This is a genomic window from Streptomyces sp. EDA2-14 (assembly GCF_054963755.1).
In genome coordinates, this window is sequence record NZ_JBUEGE010000024.1 from 110,816 (window position 1) to 137,586 (window position 26,771).

31 protein-coding genes, 2 tRNA genes and 1 pseudogene are annotated in these 26,771 nt (G+C 70.9%); 14 read left to right on the plus strand and 20 right to left on the minus strand.

All coding sequences use genetic code 11. The features are described from left to right. Positions 1-301: 301 nt before the first annotated feature. The 8 genes from ACY34M_RS37000 to ACY34M_RS37035 all read left to right on the plus strand — a co-directional run bounded on the left by ACY34M_RS37000 (position 302) and on the right by ACY34M_RS37035 (position 8,242). Positions 302-607, plus strand: coding sequence for a hypothetical protein (locus ACY34M_RS37000; protein ID WP_462720774.1), 306 nt, complete (start codon positions 302-304; stop codon positions 605-607). A gap of 211 nt (positions 608-818) precedes the next feature. Continuing rightward, positions 819-2,006, plus strand: a complete 1,188-nt coding sequence (locus ACY34M_RS37005) for an acyl-CoA dehydrogenase family protein (protein ID WP_462720773.1) — start codon at positions 819-821, stop codon at positions 2,004-2,006. Between the two features lie 59 nt (positions 2,007-2,065). After that, positions 2,066-3,013 (plus strand): bifunctional MaoC family dehydratase N-terminal/OB-fold nucleic acid binding domain-containing protein, encoded by a 948-nt coding sequence (locus tag ACY34M_RS37010; RefSeq protein ID WP_462720772.1) that lies wholly within the window; start codon positions 2,066-2,068, stop codon positions 3,011-3,013. A gap of 1 nt (position 3,014) precedes the next feature. Beyond that, positions 3,015-4,115: an acyl-CoA dehydrogenase family protein gene (locus tag ACY34M_RS37015; RefSeq protein WP_462720771.1), complete on the plus strand. Its 1,101-nt coding sequence runs from the start codon at positions 3,015-3,017 to the stop codon at positions 4,113-4,115. Positions 4,116-4,135: 20 nt separating this feature from the next. After that, positions 4,136-4,531: a MaoC family dehydratase gene (locus ACY34M_RS37020; RefSeq protein ID WP_462720865.1), complete on the plus strand. Its 396-nt coding sequence runs from the start codon at positions 4,136-4,138 to the stop codon at positions 4,529-4,531. Then, positions 4,528-5,694: a lipid-transfer protein gene (locus ACY34M_RS37025; protein ID WP_462720770.1), complete on the plus strand. Its 1,167-nt coding sequence runs from the start codon at positions 4,528-4,530 to the stop codon at positions 5,692-5,694. Before ACY34M_RS37020 ends, ACY34M_RS37025 begins: the two co-directional genes overlap by 4 nt. Before the next feature lie 189 nt (positions 5,695-5,883). Then, positions 5,884-6,468 carry a SigE family RNA polymerase sigma factor gene (locus tag ACY34M_RS37030; protein WP_462720769.1) on the plus strand — a complete coding sequence of 195 codons (585 nt, stop codon included), beginning with the start codon at positions 5,884-5,886 and terminating at the stop codon, positions 6,466-6,468. Positions 6,469-6,589: 121 nt separating this feature from the next. Continuing rightward, on the plus strand, positions 6,590-8,242 hold the full coding sequence (locus tag ACY34M_RS37035; RefSeq protein ID WP_462720768.1) for a long-chain fatty acid--CoA ligase: 1,653 nt from the start codon (positions 6,590-6,592) through the stop codon (positions 8,240-8,242). 90 nt (positions 8,243-8,332) lie between these two features. On the opposite strand, the gene ACY34M_RS37040 is transcribed toward ACY34M_RS37035, so the two are convergent. Both ACY34M_RS37040 and ACY34M_RS37045 read right to left on the minus strand, forming a co-directional pair. Next, the gene (locus ACY34M_RS37040) at positions 8,333-12,904 is read right to left on the minus strand and encodes a PAS domain-containing protein (protein WP_462720767.1); all 4,572 of its coding nucleotides are present in this window, start codon (positions 12,902-12,904) and stop codon (positions 8,333-8,335) included. Positions 12,905-13,098: 194 nt separating this feature from the next. Next, on the minus strand, positions 13,099-13,548 hold the full coding sequence (locus ACY34M_RS37045) for an SSI family serine proteinase inhibitor (protein ID WP_462720766.1): 450 nt from the start codon (positions 13,546-13,548) through the stop codon (positions 13,099-13,101). A 170-nt stretch (positions 13,549-13,718) separates the two neighbouring features. Here ACY34M_RS37045 and ACY34M_RS37050 point away from each other — a divergent pair. From ACY34M_RS37050 to ACY34M_RS37060, 3 genes and pseudogenes are all read left to right on the plus strand, one after another. Next, positions 13,719-13,809: transfer RNA gene (locus ACY34M_RS37050), tRNA-Ser, on the plus strand. Positions 13,810-14,321: 512 nt separating this feature from the next. After that, positions 14,322-14,804 (plus strand): annotated as a pseudogene (locus ACY34M_RS37055) (hypothetical protein); the annotation flags it as partial. Positions 14,805-14,904: 100 nt separating this feature from the next. Beyond that, positions 14,905-15,567, plus strand: coding sequence for a methyltransferase domain-containing protein (locus ACY34M_RS37060; RefSeq protein ID WP_462720765.1), 663 nt, complete (start codon positions 14,905-14,907; stop codon positions 15,565-15,567). A gap of 15 nt (positions 15,568-15,582) precedes the next feature. On the opposite strand, the gene ACY34M_RS37065 is transcribed toward ACY34M_RS37060, so the two are convergent. The 6 genes from ACY34M_RS37065 to ACY34M_RS37090 all read right to left on the minus strand — a co-directional run bounded on the left by ACY34M_RS37065 (position 15,583) and on the right by ACY34M_RS37090 (position 17,347). Continuing rightward, positions 15,583-15,936, minus strand: coding sequence for a hypothetical protein (locus tag ACY34M_RS37065; protein ID WP_462720764.1), 354 nt, complete (start codon positions 15,934-15,936; stop codon positions 15,583-15,585). After that, complete coding sequence (locus ACY34M_RS37070) at positions 15,926-16,210, minus strand: hypothetical protein (RefSeq protein ID WP_462720763.1); 285 nt, start codon at positions 16,208-16,210, stop codon at positions 15,926-15,928. The genes ACY34M_RS37065 and ACY34M_RS37070 overlap by 11 nt, the downstream gene beginning before the upstream one ends. After that, on the minus strand, positions 16,203-16,427 hold the full coding sequence (locus ACY34M_RS37075; RefSeq protein WP_462720762.1) for a hypothetical protein: 225 nt from the start codon (positions 16,425-16,427) through the stop codon (positions 16,203-16,205). Before ACY34M_RS37075 ends, ACY34M_RS37070 begins: the two co-directional genes overlap by 8 nt. A 23-nt stretch (positions 16,428-16,450) precedes the next feature. Beyond that, entirely contained in the window at positions 16,451-16,687 is a 237-nt protein-coding gene (locus ACY34M_RS37080) for a hypothetical protein (RefSeq protein WP_462720761.1), read from the minus strand. Next, complete coding sequence (locus ACY34M_RS37085) at positions 16,678-16,896, minus strand: hypothetical protein (RefSeq protein ID WP_462724133.1); 219 nt, start codon at positions 16,894-16,896, stop codon at positions 16,678-16,680. The genes ACY34M_RS37080 and ACY34M_RS37085 overlap by 10 nt, the downstream gene beginning before the upstream one ends. Before the next feature lie 145 nt (positions 16,897-17,041). After that, positions 17,042-17,347: a hypothetical protein gene (locus tag ACY34M_RS37090; RefSeq protein WP_462720759.1), complete on the minus strand. Its 306-nt coding sequence runs from the start codon at positions 17,345-17,347 to the stop codon at positions 17,042-17,044. 484 nt (positions 17,348-17,831) lie between these two features. Here ACY34M_RS37090 and ACY34M_RS37095 point away from each other — a divergent pair. Next, positions 17,832-17,904, plus strand: a tRNA-Arg gene (locus tag ACY34M_RS37095). A gap of 88 nt (positions 17,905-17,992) precedes the next feature. Here ACY34M_RS37095 and ACY34M_RS37100 read toward each other — a convergent pair. The 11 genes from ACY34M_RS37100 to ACY34M_RS37150 form a co-directional block, all read right to left on the minus strand. Further along, entirely contained in the window at positions 17,993-19,219 is a 1,227-nt protein-coding gene (locus ACY34M_RS37100) for a tyrosine-type recombinase/integrase (protein WP_462720758.1), read from the minus strand. Further along, a complete protein-coding gene (locus ACY34M_RS37105) occupies positions 19,216-19,422 on the minus strand; it encodes a helix-turn-helix domain-containing protein (RefSeq protein ID WP_462720757.1) in 207 nt (68 codons plus the stop codon). The genes ACY34M_RS37100 and ACY34M_RS37105 overlap by 4 nt, the downstream gene beginning before the upstream one ends. Continuing rightward, the gene (repSA, locus tag ACY34M_RS37110; protein WP_462720756.1) at positions 19,419-20,798 is read right to left on the minus strand and encodes a replication initiator protein RepSA; all 1,380 of its coding nucleotides are present in this window, start codon (positions 20,796-20,798) and stop codon (positions 19,419-19,421) included. The genes ACY34M_RS37105 and repSA overlap by 4 nt, the downstream gene beginning before the upstream one ends. Next, complete coding sequence (locus ACY34M_RS37115; RefSeq protein ID WP_462720755.1) at positions 20,791-20,982, minus strand: hypothetical protein; 192 nt, start codon at positions 20,980-20,982, stop codon at positions 20,791-20,793. The genes repSA and ACY34M_RS37115 overlap by 8 nt, the downstream gene beginning before the upstream one ends. An 87-nt stretch (positions 20,983-21,069) precedes the next feature. Then, positions 21,070-21,387, minus strand: a complete 318-nt coding sequence (locus ACY34M_RS37120; RefSeq protein WP_462720754.1) for a SpdD-like protein — start codon at positions 21,385-21,387, stop codon at positions 21,070-21,072. Positions 21,388-21,413: 26 nt separating this feature from the next. Continuing rightward, a complete protein-coding gene (locus tag ACY34M_RS37125; protein WP_328633431.1) occupies positions 21,414-21,569 on the minus strand; it encodes a hypothetical protein in 156 nt (51 codons plus the stop codon). A gap of 10 nt (positions 21,570-21,579) precedes the next feature. Beyond that, on the minus strand, positions 21,580-21,771 hold the full coding sequence (locus tag ACY34M_RS37130) for a mobile element transfer protein (RefSeq protein ID WP_266714668.1): 192 nt from the start codon (positions 21,769-21,771) through the stop codon (positions 21,580-21,582). Between the two features lie 18 nt (positions 21,772-21,789). Beyond that, on the minus strand, positions 21,790-22,482 hold the full coding sequence (locus ACY34M_RS37135) for a DUF2637 domain-containing protein (protein ID WP_462720753.1): 693 nt from the start codon (positions 22,480-22,482) through the stop codon (positions 21,790-21,792). A 3-nt stretch (positions 22,483-22,485) separates the two neighbouring features. Continuing rightward, the gene (locus ACY34M_RS37140) at positions 22,486-22,671 is read right to left on the minus strand and encodes a hypothetical protein (protein ID WP_462720752.1); all 186 of its coding nucleotides are present in this window, start codon (positions 22,669-22,671) and stop codon (positions 22,486-22,488) included. An 80-nt stretch (positions 22,672-22,751) separates the two neighbouring features. After that, positions 22,752-24,119 carry an FtsK/SpoIIIE domain-containing protein gene (locus ACY34M_RS37145; RefSeq protein ID WP_462720751.1) on the minus strand — a complete coding sequence of 456 codons (1,368 nt, stop codon included), beginning with the start codon at positions 24,117-24,119 and terminating at the stop codon, positions 22,752-22,754. Positions 24,120-24,121: 2 nt separating this feature from the next. Continuing rightward, on the minus strand, positions 24,122-24,478 hold the full coding sequence (locus ACY34M_RS37150; protein ID WP_462720750.1) for an SCO3933 family regulatory protein: 357 nt from the start codon (positions 24,476-24,478) through the stop codon (positions 24,122-24,124). Between the two features lie 205 nt (positions 24,479-24,683). Between ACY34M_RS37150 and ACY34M_RS37155 the strand changes: the two genes are divergently transcribed. Further along, positions 24,684-25,187 (plus strand): YfbM family protein, encoded by a 504-nt coding sequence (locus ACY34M_RS37155; protein WP_462720749.1) that lies wholly within the window; start codon positions 24,684-24,686, stop codon positions 25,185-25,187. A gap of 12 nt (positions 25,188-25,199) precedes the next feature. Here ACY34M_RS37155 and ACY34M_RS37160 read toward each other — a convergent pair whose 3' ends face one another. Further along, entirely contained in the window at positions 25,200-25,979 is a 780-nt protein-coding gene (locus tag ACY34M_RS37160; protein WP_462720748.1) for a GntR family transcriptional regulator, read from the minus strand. A gap of 18 nt (positions 25,980-25,997) precedes the next feature. Between ACY34M_RS37160 and ACY34M_RS37165 the strand changes: the two genes are divergently transcribed. Beyond that, on the plus strand, positions 25,998-26,465 hold the full coding sequence (locus ACY34M_RS37165; protein WP_462720747.1) for an NUDIX hydrolase: 468 nt from the start codon (positions 25,998-26,000) through the stop codon (positions 26,463-26,465). Positions 26,466-26,771 lie beyond the last annotated feature (306 nt).

Here is a 26,771-nt window from a genome sequence, read left to right on the forward strand (position 1 = left end):
AAATGTGCTGAAACGCTTCCTCGTTTGGGGTGCTTGGGGCGAGCTCGTCCCGAGGCGGCACACTCCGGCCTGAGCTGGGGTTTTCCGGAGGTGAAGAGGGTTTATCGACTTGTCCTCACGCTTGCGAGCGAATAGCGGCTTCCGGGGTGGTTCGCCGGGGATTCGGTGGGCAACTCTGGACTCGCGACGTCGTGAACATCGCCGGGGCGGTCGGCCAACTGCCCTGGTAAAACCCGTACTTATCGGGTGTCGGGGCCTCCCCGAGCGCCCGGAGCGTACTTCCTTTCCTGGAGGAACAGACATGGCTTCCATCCGTACCGCCCGCGCCATCGCCGCCGTCGCCGCTCTGCCCCTTGCCGCAGCCCTCTTCTCCGGAGTGGCCATGGCCGACAACGGCTCGTTCGCGGGCAACGGATCGAACGCGGGGGTGGCGACGGTCAACGGCAGCGGGGTCGGCCACGACAACAACGGCAACTCGTCCACCACGCAGCAGCAGGCCGTCGGCAACGGCGCCTCGAACCAGAACAACGAGGCTCAGGTGAACGGCTCCGGGTTCACGGCGATCGACCAGTCGAACGTGAACGTGAACTTCACCGAGCTCTGGTAACCCGCCGGCTCCTGCTCGTCGGGGGTCTTCCGTGGGGTGCGTGACAGTCTGCGCGGCGGTGCTTCGGCACCGCCGCGCAGGCGTTTTCCGCGACTGCGCCGCCCTGTTGTGCGCGACCACGCGCGCGTGCCGGTCTCTTGACACCTACCGGTATCTGACGGACAGTCAGAAACCCTTGTCGGTACGAGGCCAGTCCTGGAGGGCAGCCGCCGTGCACCTCGCCCCCACCGAGCGCCAGCAGGAGCTGCGCGCCCAGCTGCGAGAGAGATTCCGTACGTTGATGCCGGGCGGGCCACCGGCGGCCGACGACCCCGAAGGCCAGCGCCGGCTGCTGCGCCGCATCGGCGCCGAGGGGCTCCTCGGCCTCGGCTGGCCCGTCGAGTACGGCGGGCAGGGGCGTGGGGCCGACGAGCAGTTCGTCTTCTTCGACGAGGCCTACCGGGCCGGGGCGCCGGTCTCCATGGTCACGCTCAACACGGTCGGCCCGACGCTCATGAAGTACGGGACCGAGGAGCAGAAGGCCTACTTCCTGCCCCGGATCCTCAAGGGCGACCTGGTCTTCGCGATCGGCTACAGCGAGCCGTCGGCGGGCACGGACCTCGCGTCGCTGCGCACCCGCGCGGTGCGCGACGGGGCGAGCGGAGACTGGGTGATCGACGGGCAGAAGATCTTCACGTCGAACGCGCAGAACGCCGACTGGATCTGGCTCGCCTGCCGCACCGACCCCGAGGCGCCCAAGCACAAGGGCATCTCGATCATCCTCGTGCCGACCGACGCGCCCGGCTTCTCGTGGACCCCGATCGACACCGTCGGCGGACTGACCACGACGGCCACGTACTACGACGGGATCCGGGTGCCCGGATCGAATCTGGTCGGCGAGGAGAACGCGGGCTGGGGCCTGATCACCAACCAGCTCAATCACGAGCGGGTCGCCCTCGCCGCGATCGGGATGCAGGCCGAGGACTTCTACGAGCAGGTGGTCACCGCCGCTCGTACCCCTGATCCGGTGACCGGCGAGCGCCGCGTTGACGCGCCGTGGATTCGGTCCGGGCTCGCCGAAGCGCATGCAAGGCTCGCGGCAACGCGCCTGCTCAACTGGCGTTTGGTGGGGGATGTCGGGGCGGGCCGACTGGCCCCGGGAGACGCCAGCGGCGTGAAGTTCGCGGGAACGGAATCCGCGGTCGAGACGTATCGAATATGTCAGCAGATCGCGGGCGACGCCGGGTGGGTGCGGGCCGGTTCGCCCGGTTCGCTCGGCGGCGAAGCGGGGGTGGGCGAGGGCGAGTTGGAGCGGATGAACCGCGCGGCGCAGATCAACACCTTCGGTGGCGGGGTGAGTGAGGTGCAGCGCGAGATCGTGGCGACGATGCGGCTCGGGATGCGGAGGGGGAAGCGGTGAGCGCAGGCGAGAGGAGCGGTCCCGAAGGGATCTCGGTTGAGGGCGGTGGTGGGAGACGGGTGGGAGTTGCGGGACAGGAGTACCTGGGTCACGAGCCCTTGTCGTACGAGAAGTTGAAGACCTTCGAGGGGCGGATCGCGGCCACCGAGGCCGCGGGCCTGGACCCGGTGAACGCGCCGATGATCCGGCACTGGTGCGAGGCCATGGGCGATACGAACCCCGCCTATGAGGGTCCGGACGCGATCGCGCCGCCGACCATGCTGCAGGCCTGGACGATGGCGGGCCTGACCAGCTACGAGGGGCGCTCGCCGGCCCACGACGAGCTGTTCGCGCTGCTCGACGGCGCGGGGTACACCTCGGTCGTCGCCACCGACTGCGAGCAGGAGTACCTGCGGCCGCTGCGGCCCGGTGACGCGATCACGTACGACTCGCTGATCGAGTCGGTCTCGCCGCTGAAGACGACGAAGCTGGGCACGGGGCACTTCATCACGACGCGGATGAACGTCCGGGTGGGCGAGGAGCTCGCCGGGACGCACCGGTTCAGGATCCTGAAGTACACGCCGGCCAAGCGGACTTCTCCCAAGGCGGCGCCGAAGAAGGACGGGAGCCGCCGCCCGCGCCCCGTCGTGAACCGGGACAACGCGGGCTTCTGGGAGGGCGTCGCCGGGCACCGGCTGCTGATCCAGCGCTGCCTGTCCTGCGAGACGCTGCGCTTCCCCTGGCTGCCGGGGTGCAACACGTGCGGCGGACAGGAGTGGGACACGGTCGAGGCGAGCGGCGAGGGCACCGTCTACAGCTACGTGGTCATGCACCACCCGCCCTTCCCCGCCTTCGACCCGCCGTACGCGGTGGGGCTCGTCGAGCTGGCGGAGGGCGTGCGCATGGTGAGCAACGTCGTGGGGGTGCCGAGCGACAAGGTGCGGATCGGGATGCCCGTACGCCTCGAGTTCCTCGCTGTGGACGACGAGCTGGAGCTGCCCGTCTTCCGCGTGACCGAGGAGGCGTGACATGGACTTCACGCCCACCCCGGAGCAGGAGGCGGCGCGGGAGCTCGCCGCGCGGATCTTCGCCGATCTGTCCACGCCGGAGCGGCTCGCGGGCCTCGGCGGCGGCACGGACGGGGAGCTCTGGAAGGAGCTGGGCGCGGCGGGTCTGCCCGGCGCGGTGGAGGAGACCGGGCTGCTCGGGCTCGTCCTGATGCTGGAGGAGCAGGGCAGGACGACGGCGCAGGTGCCGTTCGCCGCGAGCTGTGTGTACGGCCTCCTGGCCGTGGCGGCACACGGCACGGACGAGCAGCGGGAGCGGCTGCTTCCCGGCCTCCGGGACGGTTCGGCCGTGGCGGCGGGGGCGTTTCCCGCGCGCGGTGGGATCGTGGTGGACGCCTCACCGGAGGGCTCGGGGCGGGCCCGGCTCAGCGGGGCCGTGCCGTGGGTGCCCTGGCTGCGGGACGCGACACATGTACTGGTGGCGGCGCGGGGCGAAGCAGGCGCGGGCCCGCACGGAAAAGTTACCCACAGCCTGTGGATGATTCGGGCGGAGGACGCCGGATGCGAGCCGGTCGAGCTGACCGCGCCGTGGTCCGCGGGGCGGCTCGTGCTCGACGGTGTGGAGGCCGAGCGGATCGGCGGCCCCGAGGCCTACGAGGACGTGCTCGCGGCCGCGCGGACCGCTTTCGCGGGGCTGCAGGCCGGGGTCTGCGCGGGGTCGCTGGCCCGCGCCGTCGACCACACCAACGAGCGGGAGCAGTTCGGCCGGCCGCTCGCCGCCAAGCAGGGCGTCCAACTCCGCGCGGCGGAGGCGTACATGGACATCGAGGCGATCCGTGTCACCGCGTACGAGGCGGCCTGGCGGCGTGACGTCGGGCTCGACCACGGGAGCCATGCGCTGACGGCGGCCTGGTGGGCCTCGGAGGCGGGCAAGCGGGTCGTGCACACGGGCCAGCATCTGCACGGCGGTACGGGCGCCGACCTGGACCACCCGGTGCACCGGCACTTCCTGTGGGGCCGGCAGCTGGACGGATATCTGGGGTGCGGCGCCGAACTCCTGGAGGAGCTGGGCGAACTGATCGCGTCGGGAGCGGACGCGGGCGACGGAGGGGAGGCCGCATGAAGGCCGGAGAAGAGCTCACGATGCGGGCCGGTGACGAGCTCGAACCCTTGACGATCCCGATCACCCGGACGCTGATCGTCGCCGGGGCGATCGCGTCCCGTGACTACCAAGACGTGCACCACGACGCGGAGTTGGCTCACAAGAAGGGCTCCCCCGACATCTTCATGAACATCCTGACCACGAACGGTCTGGTGGGGCGCTACATCACCGACCACTTCGGCCCGGACGCCGTCCTTCGTAAGGTCGCGATTCGCCTCGGGGCGCCCAACTATCCGGGCGACACGATGGTGTTGAGCGGCACGATCACCGAGGTGGAAGGCGATACGGCCCGGGTGAAGGTGGTCGGCAGGAACGGCATCGGCAGCCACGTGACGGGCACGGTCACGGTCACCGTCCCCGAGGGGAGCGCGGCATGAGCGTGCGCGGCAGGGACCGGCTCGGCGGGAAGGCCGCGATCGTCGGCATCGGCGCCACGGAGTTCTCCAAGGACTCGGGCCGCAGCGAGCTGAAGCTCGCGGTGGAGGCGGTGCACGCGGCGCTCGACGACGCGGGCCTGTCCCCTTCGGACGTCGACGGCCTGGTCACGTTCACCATGGACACCAGCCCGGAGATCACCGTGGCGCAGGCCGCGGGCATGGGGGAGCTCTCCTTCTTCTCGCGGGTGCACTACGGGGGCGGTGCGGCCTGCGGCACCGTGCAGCAGGCGGCCCTCGCGGTGGCGAGCGGGGTGGCCGACGTGGTGGTCTGCTACCGGGCGTTCAACGAGCGCTCGGGTCGGCGCTTCGGCTCCGGCGTGCAGCACAGGGAGGCGTCGGCGGAGGGCGCGGCGCTCGGCTGGAACCTGCCGTTCGGACTGCTCACCCCGGCGTCCTGGGTGGCGATGGCGGCGCAGCGCTATCTGCACACGTACGGGCTGACGCCCGAGGCGTTCGGCCATGTCGCGGTCACCGACCGCAAGTACGCGGCGACGAACCCGGCGGCGTACTTCTACGAGAAGCCGATCACGCTCGCCGACCACGCGGAGTCGCGCTGGATCGTCGACCCGCTGCGGCTGCTCGACTGCTGCCAGGAGACGGACGGCGGGCAGGCGATCGTCGTCACCAGCGTGGAGCGGGCCCGCGATCTGCCGAATCCGCCCGCGGTGATCCGGGCCGCGGCGCAGGGAGCGGGCCGCGCGCAGGAGCAGATGACGAGCTTCTACCGGGACGACCTGACGGGCCTGCCCGAGATGAACGTCGTGGCGCGGCAGCTGTGGCGCACGGCCGGGCTCGGCCCCGAGGAAATCGACGTGGGTATCCTCTACGACCACTTCAGCCCGTTCGTGCTCATGCAGCTGGAGGAGTTCGGCTTCTGCGCGCCCGGCGAGGCGGCCGGATTCGTGGCGGAGGAGAGGCTGCCGCTCAACACCCATGGGGGACAGTTGGGCGAGGCGTATCTGCACGGCATGAACGGGATAGCGGAAGGCGTCCGGCAGGTGCGGGGCTCGGCGGTGAACCAGATGGCCGGTGCGGCCACCGCACTGGTCACGGCGGGCACCGGGGTTCCCACCTCGGGGCTGATCCTGGGGGCGGACGGCTGAACCGCCTGCGCGTCCGTGCCCCCGGAGGGCTCGTGCGTGAAGGGGAGTCAGGGCCGTCCCCCAGGGGACGGCGCCCCTGGCTCCACCTTCAGGAGGTGGGGCAGGCACCCCTCGTACAACCTGAGGCGGACGCCGCTTCGGGACCTCCGGCCGATCCCCTGAAGTAGGGGGCGCTCATAGCGTGGAGCCATGACCGCAACCCTGGCGCCTGTCCGCAGCACCAGCGCATCCGAGGCCGCGCCGCGAACCCACGCCGCGCCGCGCCGCCCGGAATCCGCGACGTACCCGTCGTTCGCGTCGTACGTCCGGGCCCGCCAGCCCGTGCTGCTGCGCACCGCCCGGTCGTTGACGTCCAACCCGTGCGACGCCGAGGACCTCCTGCAGACCGCGCTCGCGAAGACGTACGTCGCATGGGACCGGATCGAGGACCATCGGGCGCTCGACGGTTATGTGCGCAGAGCACTGTTGAACACCCGGACGTCGCAGTGGCGCAAGCGCAAGGTCGACGAGTTCGTCTGCGACGAGCTGCCGGAGCACCGGGAGACGCCGGCCGGGGACCCCGCCGAGCAGCAGGCGCTGCACGACGCGATGTGGCGCGCCATCACGAAGCTGCCCGCGCGGCAGCGGGCGATGGTCGTCCTGCGCTACTACGAGGACCTGAGCGAGGCCCAGACGGCCCGGGTGCTCGGCGTCTCCATCGGCACCGTGAAGAGCGCGGTGTCGCGGGCGCTCGGCAAGCTCCGCGAGGACCCGGAGCTGCGGCACACGGCGTGACCAGCGGTGAATCCAGGGTGATTCAGTGATCGATCATTCCCGGAACTAGTGACATACCGCCCGGTATGCAGTGAGAATCAGCGGAACCCTACTGCTCCGTAGCGCCCACCGGGAGGACGCCGTGCTGAGCACGATGCAGGACGTACCGCTGACCGTCACCCGCATTCTGCAACACGGCGCGCAGGTGCACGGATCGTCCCAGATCACCACGTGGACCGGCGGGAGCGAGCCGCACCGCCGCTCCTTCCGCGAGGCCGCCGAGCGCGCGAACCAGCTGGCGAACGCCCTGCGCGACGAGCTCGGAGTGCGCGAGGACGACCGGGTCGCCACGCTGATGTGGAACAACGCGGAGCACGTCGAGGCGTACTTCGCCGTGCCGTGCATGGGCGCCGTCCTGCACACGCTCAACCTTCGACTTCCCGCCGAGCAGTTGGTGTGGATCGTGAACCACGCCGCCGACAAGGTCGTCGTCGTCAACGGCTCGCTGCTCCCGATGATCGCCCCGCTGCTCTCGAAGCTGCCGACGGTCGAGCACATCGTGGTCTCCGGGCCCGGCGACCGCTCCGTGCTCGACGGCGCGCAGGCGCGCGTGCACGAGTACGAGGAGCTGATCGCGGGCCGGGCGACCACGTACGACTGGCCCGAGCTGGACGAACGCCGGGCCGCCGCCATGTGCTACACCTCCGGCACCACGGGCGACCCGAAGGGCGTCGTCTACTCGCACCGCTCCATCTACCTGCACTCCATGCAGGTCAACATGACGCAGTCGATGGGCCTCACGGACGCCGACACCTCGCTCGTCGTCGTCCCGCAGTTCCACGTGAACGCCTGGGGCCTGCCGCACGCCACGTTCATGACCGGCGTGAACATGCTGATGCCGGACCGCTTCCTGCAGCCCGCGCCGCTCGCCGAGATGATCGAGTCCGAGCGCCCCACGCACGCCGCGGCCGTCCCCACCATCTGGCAGGGCCTGCTCGCCGAGCTCACCGCCAAGCCGCGCGACGTCTCCACCCTCACCCAGGTCACCATCGGCGGCGCCGCCTGCCCGCCCTCGCTCATGAAGGCCTTCGACGACCTGGGCATGCGCGTCTGCCACGCCTGGGGCATGACCGAGACCTCCCCGCTCGGCACGGTCGCCCGGCCCCCGGCGAGCGCCGAGCCGGGCAGCGAGGAGGAGTTCGCCTACCGCCTCACGCAGGGCCGCTTCCCGGCCGGCGTCGAGGGACGGCTCACCGGCCCCGGCGGGGAACAGCTGCCCTGGGACGGCGAGTCCGCGGGTGAGCTGGAGGTGCGCGGTCCGTGGATCGCGGGCGCGTACTACGGCGGCTACGGCAACGAAGTGCTGCGCCCCGAGGACAAGTTCAGCGAGGACGGCTGGCTGAAGACCGGCGACGTCGGCACCATCAGCCCGGACGGCTTCCTCACGCTCACCGACCGCGCCAAGGACGTCATCAAGTCCGGCGGCGAGTGGATCTCCAGCGTCGACCTGGAGAACGCGCTGATGTCCCACCCGGACGTCGCCGAGGCCGCGGTCGTCGCCGTGCCCGACGACAAGTGGGGCGAACGGCCGCTCGCCACCGTGGTGCTGAAGGAGGGCGCGAGCGCCGACTTCGAGACGCTGCGCGCGTTCCTCGCCGAGAAGGTCGCCAAGTGGCAGCTGCCGGAGCGCTGGACGATCATTCCCGCGGTCCCGAAGACCAGCGTCGGCAAGTTCGACAAGAAGGTGCTGCGCAAGCAGTACGCCGAGGGGGAGCTGGACGTCACCACGATGTGACGGCCTGTTTCACGTGAAACGGGGGCGGCCCGAAAGGGCCGCCCCCGTTTGTGTGTTGAGGCTCAGGATCCGAGGCTCAGGATCCGAGGCTCAGTTCGTACCGATCTTCGCCAGTACGTCCACGATCCGGCCCTGAACCTCGGCGCTCGTCGAACGCTCGGCCAGGAACAGCACCGACTCCCCCGCCGCGAGCCGCGGCAGTTCGGCGTGGTCCACGGCGGCGGTGTAGACGACGAGCGGGGTGCGGTTCAGCTGCCCGTTCGCGCGCAGCCAGTCGATGATGCCCGCCTGCCGACGACGCACCTGGAGCAGATCCATGACCACCAGGTTCGGCCGCAGCTCGGAGGCGAGAGCCACCGCGTCCGCGTCGTTCGCGGCCCGCTCGACCTGCATGCCGCGCCGCTCCAGCGTCGCGGTCAGGGCGAGCGCGATCTCCTCGTGCTCCTCGATCAGCAGCACGCGCGGCGGGTGCTGCTCGCTGTCCCGAGGCGCGAGTGCCTTGAGCAGCACGGCGGGGTCGGCGCCGTACGCCGCATCGCGCGTCGCCTGCCCGAGGCCCGCGGTCACCAGGACCGGCACCTCGGCTGCGACCGCCGCCTGACGCAGCGACTGCAGCGCGGTCCGCGTGATCGGCCCGGTCAGCGGGTCCACGAACAGGGCGGCGGGGAACGCCGCGATCTGCGCGTCGACCTCCTCTCGGGAGTGCACGGTCACCGGACGGTAGCCGCGGTTGCTCAGCGCCTGCTGCGTCGCCACGTCCGGCGCGGGCCAGACGAGGAGTCGGCGCGGGTTGTCGAGCGGCTCGGGCGGCAGCTCGTCGTCCATCGGCATCGGCTGCGGCCGGTTGGCCACCTCCACGGCGCCGCCGGGACCGTCGAGCGGCTCCGGGCCCTCTTCGCCGTCCTGGTCGGGGGCGCCGATCGCGTAGGCGCGACCGTTGCCCTCGGAGGCGTTCGACGACAGGAGCGGAGGCTGCGGGTGCGGCCGGGCCTGCGTGCCCTGCGGAGGCGTGGCGGCCCGGGCGGGGGCGCCCTGCGCCGGGGCGTTCGGCGGCGGGGTCTGCGCGGGCGCGGCGCCGGTGGCGTCCGGCTGCTCCTGGCGGTTGCCCTGCTGGTTCTTCTGACGGTTCTCCTGGCGGTTGGACAGCTTGCGGCGCCGACCGGAACCGCCGAGTGTCCCGGAGCCACCGATCGTGCCCGAACCGCCCTGCGACTGGCTCTGCTGCTGACCCGACTGTTGGCCCGGCTGCGGCGCAGTGTTCGGCCGCGGCGGGGCCTGCGGCGGAAGCGGCTGCACCGGCGGCTGCTGCCGACGCTGCTGCCCGGCGACCTGCCGACCGAACGGCACGCCCTGCCCCAGCGTCCGCACGCTGAACGCACGGCCCTGCGTCGAGTTCGTGTCACCGGACGGGTCCTGAGCCTGCGGCTGCGGGGCCTCGGCGGGCAGCGGCTGGGCCGCGGGCGGCAGCGGGGCGCCTGCCGATGCGCCTGCCGCTGCGGCGTCCGAGGTGGCGTCCGACGGGGCGTCCGCGTCCGGGGCGCTCTCGGCCGGGGCCGTCGGGGCCGTCTCCGGCTCGTCGACCGGTGCGCTCTGCGGCTGGGGAGCCGGTGAGGGCGCCGCCTGGTGCTCCGGCTGCTGCTCCGGCTGCTGCTTTACGGGCTGGGGGCCCGGCTGGGGCTGCGCCCGGGGCGCGACCTGGTCCGAAGCCTCGGGTGCCTGGTCCTCCGGCGGCAGCGCGGTGCCGTTGTCACCAGCGGGGCCCGCGGGTGCCGCCTGCGCCGGTACGGGCTGCGGCGCCGCGGGCGCACCCGGCGCGGGCGTGGTCCGGGCCGGGTGCGACCGCGGCGGCGTGTGGTCCGCGGCCGGGTCCGCCGCGGCGGTGTCGTGCTGCTGCGCCTCGTCCGGCAGCGGGAGGGGCTGCGGCGCGGGCTGGGCGGCGCTCTCCTGCGGCGCGGTCCGCACGGCCTCCGCGGCCTGCGGTACGTCGCCAGGAGCGGCCTGCGTCGTGACCTCGGGCTCCGGGGTGGGCTCCACCTCGGGCTGCATCCTGGCCTCGGGCTGCACCAGGGCCTCGGGCTGGGCCTCCGGCGTGCGGTCGGCCGCGGCGGGCGGCAGCGCGAACACCTCGCGCGGCCCCGCCTGCTGCTGCCCGCTCGCCTGCTGGTTGCCCGCCGGTGCGCCCTGCGCCGCCTGCGCTTCCTGTGCCTGCTGCGCGGTGCGGAGCGCGCGCCGCCCCCGCCGACCGGACGGCTGCGCGTGGGCGGTCCCGGCCAATTCCAGCTCGCCCTGCGCCGATTCGGCGCCCTGCTCACCCTCGGGGGCGGAGCCGGACGGCAGCGCGGGCAGCGCGGCCTGCTCCTGGCGCCCGGCGCGCCGGGCCCTGCGCCCGGTCGGTGCGGGCACACCCTGCGGCGGCACCGTCTCGCCCAACGCCGGGGAACCGGCCTCGTGTTCGGCAGCGGTCACCACGGCGCCCCGGGAGGCGGCCTCCTCCGGGGCGGGACGACCGCGCCTGCGGCCCGTGCCACTGGAGGGAGCGGGCTGCTGCTGCCCACCGCCGGAAACGCTGCTCTCCAGGAAGGAGTCCACCGAGGGCCCAGCGGCCCGCCGCGCCCTGCGCCGCCCGCTGCCACCGCCGGTGGCCTGCGCGGGAAGGTTCGGGCTCGGCTCGGCGGAAGCCTCCCCGGACGCGTCGGCCGCGGCGGACTCGGCACCCTCGACGGAGACATGGGCGGGAACGCCGTCGGGAGCCGCGTCGCCCCCTGCGTCCTGCTCGGGAACGCCCCCGGCCGCAGGAGCCTCGGCGGCAGGAACACCCTCAGCGGCGGGCACGACCCCGCCCTCGGGCACGATCCCGCCCGCGGGAACAACCCCGGCCCCGGTCCCGATCGGGACTTCGAGGACGTACGCGCTGCCGCTCATGCCCGGCACGTCGTGCGTCTGCAGCACGCCGCCGTGCGCCCGCACGATGCCGTGCACGATCGGCTCGTGCACCGGGTCACCGCCCGAGTACGGGCCCCGCACCTCGATGCGTACATTCGTGCCGCGCTGCGCGGCGGCCACGACCACCGTCGAGTCGACGTACCCGGAGGTGGTGGGCGTCCGGGCGTTGCCGGTCGCGTCGATGCCCGCGACGTCGGCGATCAGGTGCGCGAGCGCGGTCGCGAGCCGGCCCGCGTCCACCTCGGCCTCTATCGGCGGCGCGTGCACGGCGAACTGCACGCGGCCGGGCCCGATCAGCTCGACGGCGCCGTCGACACCGGCGGCCACGACGGCGTCGAACATGACGTTCGTACGGGAGAGGAGGGAACCGCCCTCGTCCAAGGTCTGATAGGCGAGCACGTTGTCGACGAGCGTCGTCATGCGTGAGTACCCGGCGGCCAGGTGGTGCAGCACCTGGTTGGCCTCGGGCCACAGCTGCCCGGCGTCGTCGGCGGCGAGCTGGCTCAGCTCGTGCCGCAGCTCGTCCAACGGACCGCGCAGCGACTGCCCGAGCACGGCGAGCAGCTGCGAGTGCCGCGCGGCCAGCGCCTCGTAACGGTCCTTCTCGCGCTCCGCGAGCGCGGCGCCCCGCTCCTTCTCGGCGGACAGCTCCTCGGAGTGCTGCTCGCGGACGGTGGCGAGCTCACCGGTCAGTTCCTCGCGTACGGAGCTGAGCTCGGAGCCCAGCTCCTCGCGCACGCGGGCCAGCTCGGCGGCGCTCTCCTCGGTCACCCGGGCCAGTTCGGCGGCGGCTTCCTCGCGGACCCGCTCAAGCTCGGCGGCGCGCTCCTCGCGCTCCCGCTCGGCGGCCTCGTCGCGCCGGGCGATCTCCGCGGCGTGCTCATCGGTCAGCTTCTCGACGGAGCGGCGGTCGGCGAACGTCATCACGGCGCCGACCAGTTGGTCCCCGTCGCGCACCGGCGCCGTCGTCATGTCGACGGGCACCTTGGCGCCGTTCTTCGCCCACAGCACCTGGCCGCGCACCCGGTGCTTGCGACCGGAGCGCAGCGTGTCGGCGAGCGGGGACTCCTCGTACGGGAACGGCTCGCCGTCCGGACGCGAGTGCAGGATCAGCGGGTGCAGCTCCTGGCCGCCCAGGTCGCTGGCCCGGAAGCCGAGGATCTGCGCGGCGGCCGGGTTGACGAGCACGATCCGCCCGTCGGTGTCGGTGCCGACCACGCCCTCGGACGCGGCGCGCAGGATCATCTCGGTCTGCCGCTGCGAACGAGCCAGTTCGGCCTCGGTGTCGACGGTCCCCGACAGGTCCCGCACGACCAGCATGAGCAGCTCGGAGCCGCTGTACGACTGGCCGCCGCCGGTGCTGTAGGGATCCACCGCGTCCCGCGCACCGTCGGAGAGATTGGCGGAGGTCACCTCGACGGGGAACTCGCTGGAGTCGGTGCGCCGCGCGGTCATCCGCGTCGGCTTGGTCCGCCCGCGTTCGTCGGTCACGGTGTCGGGCCGGCGCATGGAGCCGGGGATGAGCCGTGAGTCGAACTCGGGCAGGAGGTCGAGCAGGCCGCGCCCCACGAGTGCCGTGCCCGGAGCCTCGAAGGACTCCAGGGCGATGGAGTTGGCGTTGACCACGGTTCCGTTTGTGTTGACGAGCAACAGCCCGTCCGGAAGCGCGTCAAGTATGGCTGCGAGGCGAGCAGCGCCTCGGGATGGCCTGCTGCTCACGACGACGGTTCCTCCCTGATTACTGCGACTTGCCGACCGCGCGGACCATCCTGCCTCGCGGTCCGCGGCGTATCACGGGAGGGAGTCTACGGGCAGTGGTTGAACTGGAGGCGCCGGATGCGACGGAGCCCACGTAGAGGATGTGGGGATCCCGAGCGCTTCGAGTCACCGCCCTGTGACGGATGGACCCAGGGTCACGGCCCGGTCGCAGGCAGCACGGGCACGATCTGCCGCCATCGGGAGATCTCGCACCCATTGCTCAATTCGTATGCGGAATCGACCGCTCGCCCGTGCCAGTTCCCCGTGATGCGGGCGGTGGCGTCGCCTCCGTACTGCATGGTGCAGCGCGCGTCGCCGGCGACGGGGGCGAACGGGTCCACGCCCTGCGCCTCCAGTTCGTCGAGCCGCCCGCAGGCCGCGCCGGGGTCCGCGTGCGTCCCGCCGACCGGGTTGCAGTCCAGCTCGTACGTACCGTCGCTGCCGTTGTCGGAGTCGGCGACGGTGATGGTCAGGTGGTCGGTCCCGCGGCCGAGCCAGTGGTCGAGCCCGGTGTCCGCGTGTGCGGCGGCGGGGGTGGCCGCGAGAAGGGCGAGCGGGGCGACGACGGTCGCGGCGCGGCCGATGAGCCGGGAAGAGATGCGCATGAACATGTCGTGCTCAACGCTCGTACCCACCCCGACGTTGCGGTCCGACACCCCGGGCTTTGCCCTCTGGCCTGCCCGCCTAGTACCGTGGGGGGCGATTGGTGACGCGGCGTTCAGCTGTGTCATCATCTGCACGCACCCACTCGCACATCCGCGAGCGGGACTGTGCTGGAGGCGTCGCCTAGTCCGGTCTATGGCGCCGCACTGCTAATGCGGTTTGGGGTTTACCCCCCATCGAGGGTTCAAATCCCTCCGCCTCCGCCCTCTGACCAGGGAGTTCATGTCATAAGGCATGGGCTCCCTGAGTCGTTTCCGGAGCTGATTCACAGCCCAGATGGCACGGTGATGGCACCAACGGCCGATTTCTTCGGCGACGACCGCGTACACGTCCTTCGTGAATGCCACGGAGGGGTGGCCGAGCACCTCGGAAACGAATGACTGTGCAGCGTGCGATGACCTCATCCGGGTCGGGGTCGTGAAGCTCTTGGCGGCGCTGAAGTCGTGTGGCTGGATCCGACCTGTGTCACTCCGCATCCCCGGCCACTTCTAGCGTCAGGGGTATGGCGATCAGCATCAGCGTCTACACGATCCACGCCGACGGCACCCGCACCGAACCGCGCACCTTATACGCGGGCGAGGGCGGCCCGCCGGCGATGTCGAGTGTGCTGCCGATCTGCCGGTGCCACCGCTGCACCGCTGCAAGGCCTCCGCCGCAGCGTCCCCCAGCAGGAGAAGGGACCGCACGACGTGACCAGACCACAGCCCTTGAACCCCGCACCGCACCCCCGCGCACCTGGGACCCGCGTGAACTCCTCAACGCGGTCCAGCAGCATGTGAAGCACCTGCCCATCAACGTCTTCGACAGCGGCATGACGCTCTGGGACCGCGAGATCGCCCTGCTGCTCCGCGACAACGAGATGGTGCGCGACATGGCCGAGCGCATCCTCGGCAACGCCGTGATGTACATGATCACCGCGATCGAGCGCCCCGACTGGCACCTCGGCGTCGGCAAGCTCGTCGACAAGGGCGTCCACCAGATCTACCTGGACACCCCGGTTCTCTTCGCCTTCTTCAACGCCTACAGCGACGGCGAGTTCAAGCACCACGCACCATTCATCCAACGCCGCCGCGACGGCATCGTGCTGCGCACCGCCGACATGCTGCGCGAGAACGGCTTCACTCCTGACGAGGAGCTGTGGGCCGTGGATGGAGCCAACTGCTCACCCTGCGACGACAAGGTCCCCGACTCCCACTGATCGTCTTGACCCGCTTCGCGGAGGCCGCGCCTACCGAGCCCCCTCGGGGCCGGCCTCCGCAGGTGGTCCCCGTCCCGCCACGTCACCAGGGAAGCCCCCGTTGCCTGCACACCACAACATCGCAGCCGAACGCGAACTCTGGGACACCTACGCCGAGAGCGCCTTCAAGCCCGACGCCGAACCGGTCTTCTGCTGGACGCAATACGCGGGGCACGGACCCGGCCCCGAACTCCTCGGCACCCCGGCCACCGTCCTGGAGATCGGGTGCGGCACCGGCCGCGCCCTCGCCCATCTCGCCGAACAAGGCGTGAAGGCCACCGGCGTGGACCTCTCCCCGGTCATGGTCGACAAGACAAGACCCGTGAACGCTGGCAGGCAACCGGCGCCCGCATCGAATGCGCCGAGGTCCTCGACTACCTCGCGGAGACGACCGACACGTACGACGCCGTGTACTCCATCTTCGGCGCGGCCTGGTTCACCGACCCCGCCCGGCTCTTCCCCCCTCGTCGCCCAACGCCTCAACCCCGGCGGGGCGTTCGTGTTCTCGCAGCCTCCCGCGAGTCCCGGCGCGTACGGGCCACAGGGCATGTACAAGGGCGGCTTCGCCGGGCCGGCCCTGTTCACGTACCGGTACAGCCACACCCCCGAGACCTGGGAGGAACTGCTTCGGACCGCCGGCTTCACTGAGGCACAGGCCCAAGTGCTCGACGCCCCGCAGCAGGGCCACATCGGAACCTTGATCGTCCGGGCCACCCGACAGTGACCGGGGCCGGGTCGGCTACCAGTTCATGTGGCTGGGCATGCCGCACTGCCCGGCGGCATCTGTCGTGGGGCAGTCGCCCGCGCCGACCCAGGCGAGCCCCGCGGCCAGCACGAGTGCGACGAGCATGACCACGAGGCCGGTGCGGGTGGGCAGGAACCGGCTGAGACGGGTGCCGAAGCTACCGAGCTGCTTGTCGCGGGGCCCCGGCCCCGTGGCCCGGCGCAGGTTCCAGGCCCCGAAGACGGCGACGGTGACGGCACCGAAGGCCGCCGACACCCAGCCGTCGTGGAAGAGGCCCTGGGCGACGTAGGCGACCATGCCGCCGAAGAACAGCGCGTACATGGCCCGGACCAGGATGTTAATGATCACCGTCGGCCTCATCGTCGTTGTCCGGGTACGGGTCGGGCACGAAGCGCTCCACGAGCGGCCACAGCCGGGAGCCGAGCCAGCACCCACCGGCCAGCACGAGCGCCCCGACCGCGAGCGTCAGCCAATTCGTGTGCCACACAGCCTGCACCAGGCCCCCGACGACGAACGCGAGGACAACGGCGAAGACGTAGATGAAACAGCCGCTGACGCAGCCCATGGCTTCGGCACGGTCTTCCGTCTGGAAGGGACCTATCGGCCCCATGGGGCTACTCATCGTCGTCTTCCTCTTCGTACTCGGGCTGGGCGGTGCGGCCGTGCCACCACTGGTACATCAGGCTGCCCCCGGCGGCGCTGATCCCGCCGCCGATCACGCTGTCCCACCTGCCGAAGATGAGCCCAAAGACGCCGACGATGGCCGCGTACGCGACGAGGGTCGCCACGGCATCCCGGAGGGTGAGCTTCTTCGGTGGCTCCGGCTGTCGCGCAGCCACCCACGCCCGTTTCCAGCGCGACATCATCGGCGGAACCTCTCCGGCTGGGCAGCCCTGACGCGGCGGTAGAGTCGCTCGAAGGGCACGGCGGCCACGACGGGGGCGCCGAGCACCCACCAGGCCTGGGGCGTGAAGCCCTGCACGACGCCGAAGACGCCGAGAAGGAAGCCGGCGCCCATGAAGGTGTGGAACTTGCGGCGGAGGTGCTGGAAGTGGACCCACGCCTCGACGTTCATGGGCTGGGCCTTGATCAGCGGCATCGGCGCTTCACCTCGTCGCGCATGAGGCGGTCGAAGTGCGTCAGCCATTCCTGGCGCCGGGCGAGGTACTTGCGGTGCCTTCGGCGGGCGTCGCGGACGGCCCCGAGGGCGAGGACCACGGGCATGAACGTGCCCCACAGTCGCCAGCCGATCGACGTGTCCGAGTCCGTGGCGTTGCCGATGGCGAGAATGGCCAACGCGATGGGCAAGACGCAGTCCGACCAGCGGTATGCGCGGGGCTTCACTTGCGCCTCCGGCGGAAGAGGTGGATGGCCACGCCTACGACGATGGCGTACGCCATGATCACGACCACGAGGCCCTCGTCGTGCGGTATATCCGTCGGGATGTTCCCGTTCATCGGACGGTCCGGCGGCGCTCACGCATCCGGAGGCCCCAGGCCCTGGCCTTGGCGTTGAGGCGGCGCTGGAACAGGCGCCAGAGGCTGACGATGACGATGGCACCGAGAACGGCTGCCCAGCCGCCGAGGCTGTGGCTGTCGGCGTAGGCGCGGCCGTGGTCACTGCGCGAGACCCACTCGGAGACCGGCTTCACCCCGAAGGCGTCCAGGGCGAACGTCGCGGCTACGGCCACGGTTCCGGCGACGGCGGTGACCCGCTTGGGTACGGACGCCTCGCGCCATGCATCGATCCACTTGGGCACTGCTCTTGCTCCCGCTCGATTAGCCCCCCGGCTGTCGATGTGTCCGGGGGACGCTAGGCGGCGGGCCGAGCGCGATGGAAATCGATCATGGGGTTCGTTGCGGGTCTCACACGCCGGGCCAACGTGCCTCGTGATGGCACGGAGATGGCACCAACTGGCACAGCCACCCTTGGCCGCGAGACACCGAGGTGGGACAGCAACTTTGCACGACCTGCGATGACGCGCTTGGGGGAGTCACCCCTCGTCGTCGTCCGACGAGGGGCAACACACAGGACCGGGGCTTCGGTGCTTCCCGGGTGCTTGGCCCGGTACTTCCCCGGTACTTCCCGGCCGGTGACCGTCGGCCACCCTCAGTGTGTTTGCGCAGGTCAGATGGGGTGGGGCAATCGGATTTCACATGGCGGCGGCAGTCATGTAATGTTCTTCTTGTCGCCGGGACGGGCCGAAAGGCCGGGAACGGAGACAACAAAAAAAGAAAAAACAAGCACTCGTAGCTTAACGGATAGAGCATCTGACTACGGATCAGAAGGTTGCAGGTTCGAATCCTGCCGAGTGCACACAGGTAAGAGGCCCGGACGAAAGTCCGGGCCTCTTGCGTTTCCGGGTGTACAGCACGGAAGTACAGCAACCGTGCCGACCGATCTTTCAGCCGGTGCCACCCATTGCGCCGGACAGCTTGTCGAGCGCCGAGCGGACCGCTTCCTCACTCGCCTCCGCGTAGACCTCCATCGTCATGGCGATCTGCGAGTGCCGCAGGATGCGCTGGGCGACCTTCGGGTGGACCTTGAGCGCGACCAGGAGTGAGCTGCACGTGTGCCGGGTGTTCCGCAGCGGGATCACACGCAGGCCCGCGCGCCGAGCACGAAGGGCGAACATCCGGGTCAGGTTCCCCGGCTCGATCGGCGTCCCGTACTTCGTCGTGAAGATCAGGCCGCGAGTGTCCTGCCAAGCATCACCGGCGGCCTTGCGATCCCCGGTCTGCTGAGCGCGACGCATCCGCAGCGCCTTCACGCAGACTGCGGGCAGCGGCAGGAAGTCGTCCGAGTCCTCGGTCTTGGTCTCGCGGTGCAGAATCTGACGACCGGCGCGCTGGATCTGGTGGTCCACGTACAGCTCACCGTTCTCGAAGTCGACGGACTTCCACGTCAGGCCCAGGACCTCACCCCGGCGGAGCCCGAGGCAGAGCACCAGCATCCACGCGGCGAAGAGGTGGTCGTCCCGGTCTGCGGCGTCGGCGAGGAAACGGCCGGCCTCCACGACGGACCACGGCTTGATCCGACGGCGACGAGGCTTCGGCACCTTCACGAGCGAGGCGACGTTCTTGCTGATCTCCTCCTCGGCGACCGCATGGGTCAGCGCGGCCCGCAGGGCGTCACGGGAAGCCTGGATGATGCGGCGCGACGGGTACGCCTCGCAGCAGTCCCCGACCGCACAGCACCTCTGCCGAGAAGCCGGGCGCTTCGCGTCCTTGTCCTGCGCGCAGCACTGGCAGACAGTTGCCAGCTTGGCGAGCCACTCCCGCACGTCGCGGACGGTCAGCCGGTCCAGCCGCTTCGCCCCCAGGTACGGGTTGATGTAGAGCCGCGCATAGCCCTCGTACGAGACGTACGACAGCGGGGCGAGGTTGGGCTTCACGATCGAGTCGAGCCAGTACGCGAGGAAGACGGAGACCGTGCGGTGCCGAGTAGCGACGGGCCCCTTCTTCGCCTCCGCGTGGAGGTTGAGCCACTTGTCGTGGACCTCGTCGCGAGTCTTGCCGTAGGCGTACTTCCGGGCGCGCTTGCCGTCCGGCTTGGTGACCCAGACGTAGGCCGCGAAGCCGTTCTTGTACGGGTAGATCGAGCCCTCGCCGTTCCCACGCTTGCCGCTCATGCTGCCTCCCCCTCGGCCTGGCGGGCGCGCCGCTCGATGTACTCGTCGACGTAGCGCGGGAGGATGCGCCGGTTGCGGCCGTCCTTGATGGAGCGGATCTCGCCGGTGAGCACCAGCATCTTGGTCTTGGAGAGGCCGTAGCCGAGCATTTCGGCGACCTCTGCGGTCGTGTGCCACTTCCGTTGGATCACTGCTGTGGTCATGCTGCGGCTCCTTCCAGAGAGAGCTGTTCTTGCAGGGCTTCGCGGGCCGTCTCGCGGTTGAGTTGGAGGCCGCGGGCGATGGTGGCGGCCAGGGCGGATTCGCCGGGGGTGTGGCCGTGGCCCGCGTATTGCCAGTCGGCCAGGACCAGGACGGTGTCCGGTTCGAAGTCGGGGGTGCCGAGGGCCTCGCGTTCCTGGGCGGCGCGGAAGTCGGCGCGGGCCTGGCGGAGTTCGCCGAGGGTGGTCGAGTAGCGGCGGGACTTCGAGGAGAAGTGGCCTCGGAAGCCGAGCATGTGGGCCCAGGCCCAGAGGCGGCGGTCCGGGTACAGCGGGTCGAGGCGCTTGCAGGCCTCGATCAGGCGGCGGGTGTGGTCGGGGACCTGGTGGCGGTCGAGTTCGGAGAGTTCGCCGATGCGGCGGTCGAGGGTGCCGGTGTTCTCGGCGGCCTTGGTGGCGTACTTGGCGACGTAGGAGGCGACGGCCTGTTCGGTGATGTCGGAGCCGTCGCCGAAGGCCTTGACCGGGCGGACGTCGAGCTGCGTGCCCCAGCGGAAGGTGCGGGCCGGTTCGTCCTCGGCGGCCGGGACCGAGACGGACGTGTAGCTGTGCGCGGCGGCGGCCTGGATCGCATCGGCGAGGAGCGTGACCGTCGCCCAGGACGGCGGCGGGGTCTCCGGGCCTTCCGGGCCGTCGATGCGGATCACCGCGTGGAAGTGCAGGGCGCCGCGCTTCTGGAACTCGGCGACCTTGCCGTACGAGAGGCGGGCCGACTCCTTCAGTTCGCGCTGGGTGACTCCGGCGCGGGCGGCGATCTCGCGGCGCAGGCGGGTCGTGAAGCGCATCCACAGGTCGCCCGCGTGGTTGTTGAAGAGGACGGCGGCGGCGTAGTCGTACGTCGTCGGGTCCAGGGCCGTGCCGAGGGCCGGGTCGTCGGTGGCATGGCGGGTGCCGCAGCGGCAGGTGCCGGAGTCGGGGCGGTTGTGGACCGGGCCGAAGGACGGGGCTGTGAGCGTGGCGAAGACGCGGGGGTGGTCGCGGACCGTGGAGGGGATGTCGCGGCGGTCGTCTCCGGCCAGGCCCGCGCGGATGAGGTGGTACGTGTCTCCCGCGTACGTGAAGGCGCAGGACGGGCAGCGGGAGGCGCGGCGGTTGCCGCAGGCGAGGCGGAGACGGCCACCCGGCTCGGTCTCGGTCGAGTAGTGGTGCAGGGTCTCGCCGGTGGTCTTGTCCTTGGTGAGGGTCCAGCCGGTGAGGTGGATGGGGTCGGAGCAGCCGCCGGTGCGCTGGATCTGGTCCTGCCAGCGGTCGAAGTCGTCGGCCGAAGCCACCCTCAGCAGGTCGCCGAGGGTGGTCGGGTCGAGGAGCGTGTCAGGCACGGGCGCCCTCCCGCGCGGTGCGGGTGCGGAGGACGACGAAGCCGGTGCCGTCGCAGGCCGGGCAGTCGGCGGTGATGGTGCGCAGGTGGCCGTTCCGGTCGCGGCCGCCGAGGGTGATGGCGACGGAGGCGAAGCCGTCGCAGGCGGTGCAGATCCGGGACGGGCGGCGGGTGCGGTGCGTCATGCTGGGGGTTCCTTCCGGTTTTTGGATCGGTTGGGGACGGCTCCCGGGCGGTGGAGACTTGGCGGTTTCAGGCCGCCCGGGGGCCGGTCAGCGGTGCTTGTGCTCGGAGTTCATGAGCGAGCGGATGACGAGCGCGGTGATGGCGGTCGATCCGGCGGTGATGGCGACGGCCAGGAGCAGCGAGACCAGGACGGTTCCGAGGACCAGGACGACGCCCGTGCCGCCGACGACGAGGGTGATCAGGGCGCCGGGCGTGAGCTGGATCGTGGGGCGCGCCGGGGCCGGAGGCTGGGGTGCCACCGGGGCGGGCTGAGACTGCGTGATCGCCGTGGGCTCAACGACGGCGGCGGGCGGGGTGACCTGGCCGGTCGGGACGGGCATGGACGGGACCTTGGGGCGCAGCATCGGGACGTACTCCCTTCCGTGGGCGGTTACTTGACGGCGGTGTCGATGACCGGGGCGAGGACGCTGTCGGCGAGGAGGTAGCCGCCCAGGAGCAGGAGGGCGACGAGCCACCAGGGCGGGCGCATGAGCTTGATGCCGACCAGGCCGACGCAGGCGACGAAGAACCAGAGCGGGACGTCCATGGCGGTCTCCTCAGCGGACGCGGCAGCGGTGGGTGCGGGCGGCGAGCTGGGCGGCGGACTGGCTGGAGTAGTCCGAGGACCAGCCGCAGCGGTCGGCGGTGCAGACGGCGGCGTGCTTGGTGCGGCCGTGGCGGTCGCGGTGAGTGCCGACCTGGACGGGGCCGATCTGCATCACGGAGTGGAAGTGGTCGCGGGCGGGCATGGTGGTTCTCCTTTCGGGTCAGGTGAGTTGGGCGGCGATGGCGTCGGCCAGCTGGGGCGGGACGCCGAGGCGGGAGCGCAAGGTGTCGGGGTCGATGGCGGTGCCGGTGTTCGCCTGGTGGGCGTCGGCGACCTTGCGGGCGTGGGCGACGAGGGCGGCCGGAACGGCGGGGGCCGGTTCGGCGGGCGTCGGAGGTGCGGGCTCGGTTGCGGCCGTGAGCGCCGGGGCTTCCTCGAGGACCGGAGGCTCTACGGGCTCGGGGGCCGGGGGCGTCGGCCGCTCGATTTCCGGTTCGGGTGCGGGTGCCGGCCGAACCGTTTCCCGCTCGTCTTCGGCGGGCGCGGCCGTGGCCGTGTGGGCGAGGAGCGTGCCGCCGAGGAAGGCGATCGCGGGCCATCCGGCGACGCCGATCCGGAGCCAGGCGGGCGGGTGGTCGACGTCGAGGAGTCCGGCGGTGGCGACGTTGGCGCCGAGCGAGGCGAACAGCGCGACGGCGAACCAGGACCAGGCGAGCCGGGAGCGGCGGTCGTTGCGGAGCCGACGCCAGGCGGCGACCAGGAGCAGGTCGACGCTGACCGGATAGGCCCAGGCCTTCCAGCCGTCCTGCCCGGCAGCGGCGGCCAGGTCATGGAGGTGGGCGAAGGAGAGCGCTCCGGCGATGACGGCCTGGACCAGGACGGCGTCCGGGCGAAGCGTGGTGCGGGCTGTCACCGGTCAGCCCTCCGAGGCGTCGTCGCTGCCGTCGTACGGCATGGGCGGCAGGACTCCGATCGGGAGGGACAGGGCGAGCGCGGGGGCGATGACCGCGACGAAGGCGGCGTCGGTCTCGTGGCGACGCTCGTACAGGTCGAGTGCGCCGAGGAGGGCGGCGGTGCGGGCGAAGTCCTCGTTGGCGTCCATGGATTGGCCTCCTGTTTTGGGCATGGGCGGGGTAGGGACGTGACGCGGGGCGGTCGCGCCGACCGTGGAGCGAGGGAGAGTCAGGCCGTGACCGTGGCGGCCTTGGTGAGTGACACGGAGGACCGGGCGGGCGCGGGCACGGCGGGCCGGAAGGCGCCGAGCGCGGGCAGGTCCGGCGTGCGGTCGGCGTGGGCGTTGCAGAGATTCACGGCGGCGCGCAGCGAGGTGTGCGGGGCACGGATGCGGGCCCAGCCACCGGTCGAGTCACCGGCGACGGCGATACCGGGGGTGTCGGGTGAGATCTGGATGGCGGCGATCACGGCGTCCGGGGAGATGTCGCCAAAGGCCATGTTGGCGCTGGTCTCGTCGTTGACGCGGTGGGCGGTACGGCCGGTGAGCTGGGCGCGGAGCATCGTGATGCCCTTGCCGAGTTCGGAGCCGAAGCGCTGTCCGCAGATCTCCAGGTAGATCCCGGCGGCGCGGCCGAGCTGGGCGAGGCGGACGAGGGCGGTGACGATGCGGTCGCGGCGCTTCTCCTCGTCCTTGCTGGCGTACAGGGCGAGTTCGGCGACCTCGTCGACCAGGACGACGACCGGGGTCGGGCGCAGGTCGGCGGGCAGGTCCCAGATGTCGGCGGCGATCTCCGCGTCCGGGACGCCGACGCTGATGCGCTGTTCGGCGCGGATGAGTTGGTAGACCTCCTGCATGTGGTCGACGAGCGCGTCGAGGAGTTCGAGCGCGGTGTCCGGATCGTCGGCGAGCGCGGAGAACCGGCGGGCGAGCGGGAAGAGCTCGACGCCCTGCTTGCAGTCGATGCCGACCAGGGCGACGTCGAGCGGGGCCAGGCCGCACACGAGGTTGCGCTGGTAGACGGACTTGCCGGACTCGGTGGCGCCGAGGGTGAGGCCGTGCGGAACGGCCCGGTAGTCGCGGTAGTGGATCGAGCCGTCCTCGCGCAGCGCGACCGGGACACGTAGCGGCGACGAACCGGCGGCAGTGCTGGCGGCGGGCATCTGCACCCGCTTGAGCACGTCGTAGCCGGTCATTCGCAACTCGACGACACCGGCGCGGAGTTCGCGGGAGGCGACGCCTTGCATCCCGAAGGAGTGGCGGAGCCGATCGGTGGCGGCGGAGAAGTCGAAGGCGTCCTGTCCGGGGCGGAGCTTGAGGCGCAGGACGAGGCCGGTCCGGGTGGGCCGAAGCCGCAGGATGCGCGGCGAACGGGACTCGGGCAGAGGCCGGTTGGCTAGTCGAGCGAGGGCGAGGCGCCAGCGCGACGGCGGGACCGTGAGCCCGCAGGCGTCCATCACGGAGGCGTAGCGGACCAGGAGCCGCAGCGACGCGAGCGCGGCGCCGAAGCAGACCCAGTACCAGGCGGGGCGCCGCCACCGCAGAAGACCTGCGACGGCGGCCACCACCAGGAGCACGATGACGAGGAACTCGCCCATGATCAGGCCGCCTTGGCCTTGGCCGCAGAAGCGGCGAGCGAGGTGACGGCGACGGCGCGGAAGGCGATGCCGTGCCGCTTCTGCCCGTTGAACTCGTTCTCCCACGGGCGGGCGATCAGACCGGTGAGCGCGACGGGCGTACCCATCGTCAGCTCCTCGGAGACGCCGGTCTCGGGAACGGTGACGGACAGGATCTCCACCTGGTCGTTGGCCGCGAACATCACGTCCACGGTCATCAGCTTGCCGCCGGTCTCGACGTCCAGGGCGACCTCACCGGTCTTGCGGTCCTTGACCTTGACCTGCGGGGTCTTGGCGACCATCACGGTGGCGGCGGTGGTGTCGACGGGGATCTGACGCACAGAGATCACTCCTATGTAGGGGCTGGACTCCGTCACTCATGTACATGAGTGACATGAAGAAGAGTGCAACACTCCTATACATGAGTCAACCCGCCGCGACGAGAAAGTCACGACGGGCTGTCAGGAGGTGGTCCGGTCTTCGGGCTTCACAGGCGTCTTGAACAGGCCAGGCGCGTTGTCAGTGCACGCCGCTAATCTCCCGCTCATGAGCATGATCGGTGAGTACGTACGCATGACTCCGGCCCAACTCGACCGCGCGATCGGCGATCCGGAGTGGGCTGAGGCGTTCGTGGGCGAGCTGGTTGAGGCGGAGCTGGACGAGGAGCCAGGACCAGTCGACGCGCGCAGCCACAACATCGACAAGGCCTGGCACGCTCTCGACTTCCTGCTGAGTCGGCTCGACTTTCCGGTGGCCGTGGTGCACGGGGAGCAGGAGATACCCGGAACCGAGGACTGGGGGTACGGGCCGCCTCGATACCTCACGCCGGACCGCGTGCGAGAGGCGGTCGAAGCCTTCGCGGCCACCTCTGGCGCCGCGTTGGCAGAGGGTGTAGGCCCTTCCGATCTCGCGGCGGCAGAGATCTACCCAACCATCGTCTGGGAGCGCGGCGAATCGCTGGACTGGGTGACGGAACACTACGAAGCGCTCGGCCGATTCTTCCGGACAGCGGCAGACGCCGGAGACGCCATGCTCGTCTGGCTCGACTAGTTCCGAACCGAATCAGTCGGCGGCAGGGATCCGGTATTCGAAAACGAACTGGTCGGCAGCCATGAGGGTGTCGCACACCTCGACCACGCGACCTTCGGTCGTACGCGCCTCACGAATCAGATGGATCACCGGTGAGCCGGGACTCAGCGCCAGTTCGGACGCCTCCGCCTTGGAGGCCGGACGTGCTTGCAGCGTCTCGACGAACTCCGCGAACTCGTGCCCGTGGTCTTCGAGTCGTGCGTAGATGCCGCCTCCGCCGGGGTTCTCGGCGAACAGCTCGGGGATGTCCTTCACGACGTCCCACGGGAGGTACGACGAAGCCGTCTCGACCGGGGTGCCGTTGCGGAAGTAGAGGCGTCGGCGAGCGAGGACCTGAGTGCCGGCCGGAACGCCGAGACGTTCGGCAGCATCCTCCGGGGCCTCCATGGGGCCGATGTAGAGCACGCTGACTTTCGCCGTGGCGCCGGACTGTGCGGACTCGGCGAGGTAGGCGGCCTTGCCGCCCTGGCGGTGCGAACGCCGGAAGCGATCGGAGGAGCGATGCCGAACCGGCGGCCGGTCCTTCACCATCGAGCCCTTGCCGTGTCGGGTCTCCACGAGCCCACTGGCCCGGACCTCGACCATCGCCTTACGGATCGTGCCGCCCGAAACGCCGTAGCGGTCGACCAGCTCCGACTCACTGGGCACCAGCTCACCAGGCTTGATGACCCCTGCCCTGATCTGCTGAACAAGATCCTCAGCGATCCGCACGTATTGAGGGACGGACCTCCCCTCTCCCACTGCAGTTCCCATAGTCCTTTTCTTCCTCCTATGCTCCTGTACATGAGTAACAGCGCCCAGGAAGGCCAGTCAACGCCACTGCACTCCGTGTCCGTAGCCGGAGTGGTGGTCCGAGATGACGGCCGACTGCTGGCCATCCGCCGAGCGGACAACGGCACGTGGGAACTCCCCGGCGGCGTGCTCGAACTCGAGGAGACACCGGAGGCGGGCGTACGCAGGGAGGTCTGGGAAGAGACCGGCATCCACGTCGAGGTCGACGAGCTGACGGGCGTCTACAAGAACACCACCCGAGGTGTCGTGGCCCTGGTGTTCCGCTGCAAGCCCGCGGGCGGCGAGGAGCGCACGTCGGACGAGTCCACGGCCGTGGAGTGGCTGACGCCCGACGAGGTCAGCGAGTGCATGTCCGAGGTCTACTCGATCCGGCTGCTCGATGCCCTGGATGGGGCAGGCCCGCATGTCCGAAGCCATGACGGCAAGCGGCTGACGCGAGCGCGATAGAACTTTCCCTACTCCATCAAGACCGGCTGCGCTCCGCTCCGCCGGGCGCGCTTCCCGGCTCCGCTGCCCTTCGCGCTCATGCCTTCGGCCCGCGCTACGGGCGCTGCGCCGACGCGCGCCCACGTGGTGGGGGCCGGGGCTGTGAAGCGGGCGACCGCATGGCTCAACTCGCGGTCAAAGACGATGCCTCCGGCGGGGGATCGGCCGGCACCGGGAGCCGGGGGAAACGCTGCCGGGTGCGGGTCCGTGGGTGGTTGCGAGGGCTCCCATCCCGTCCACCGTCGACCCAGGCAAAGCCGAGCAGAC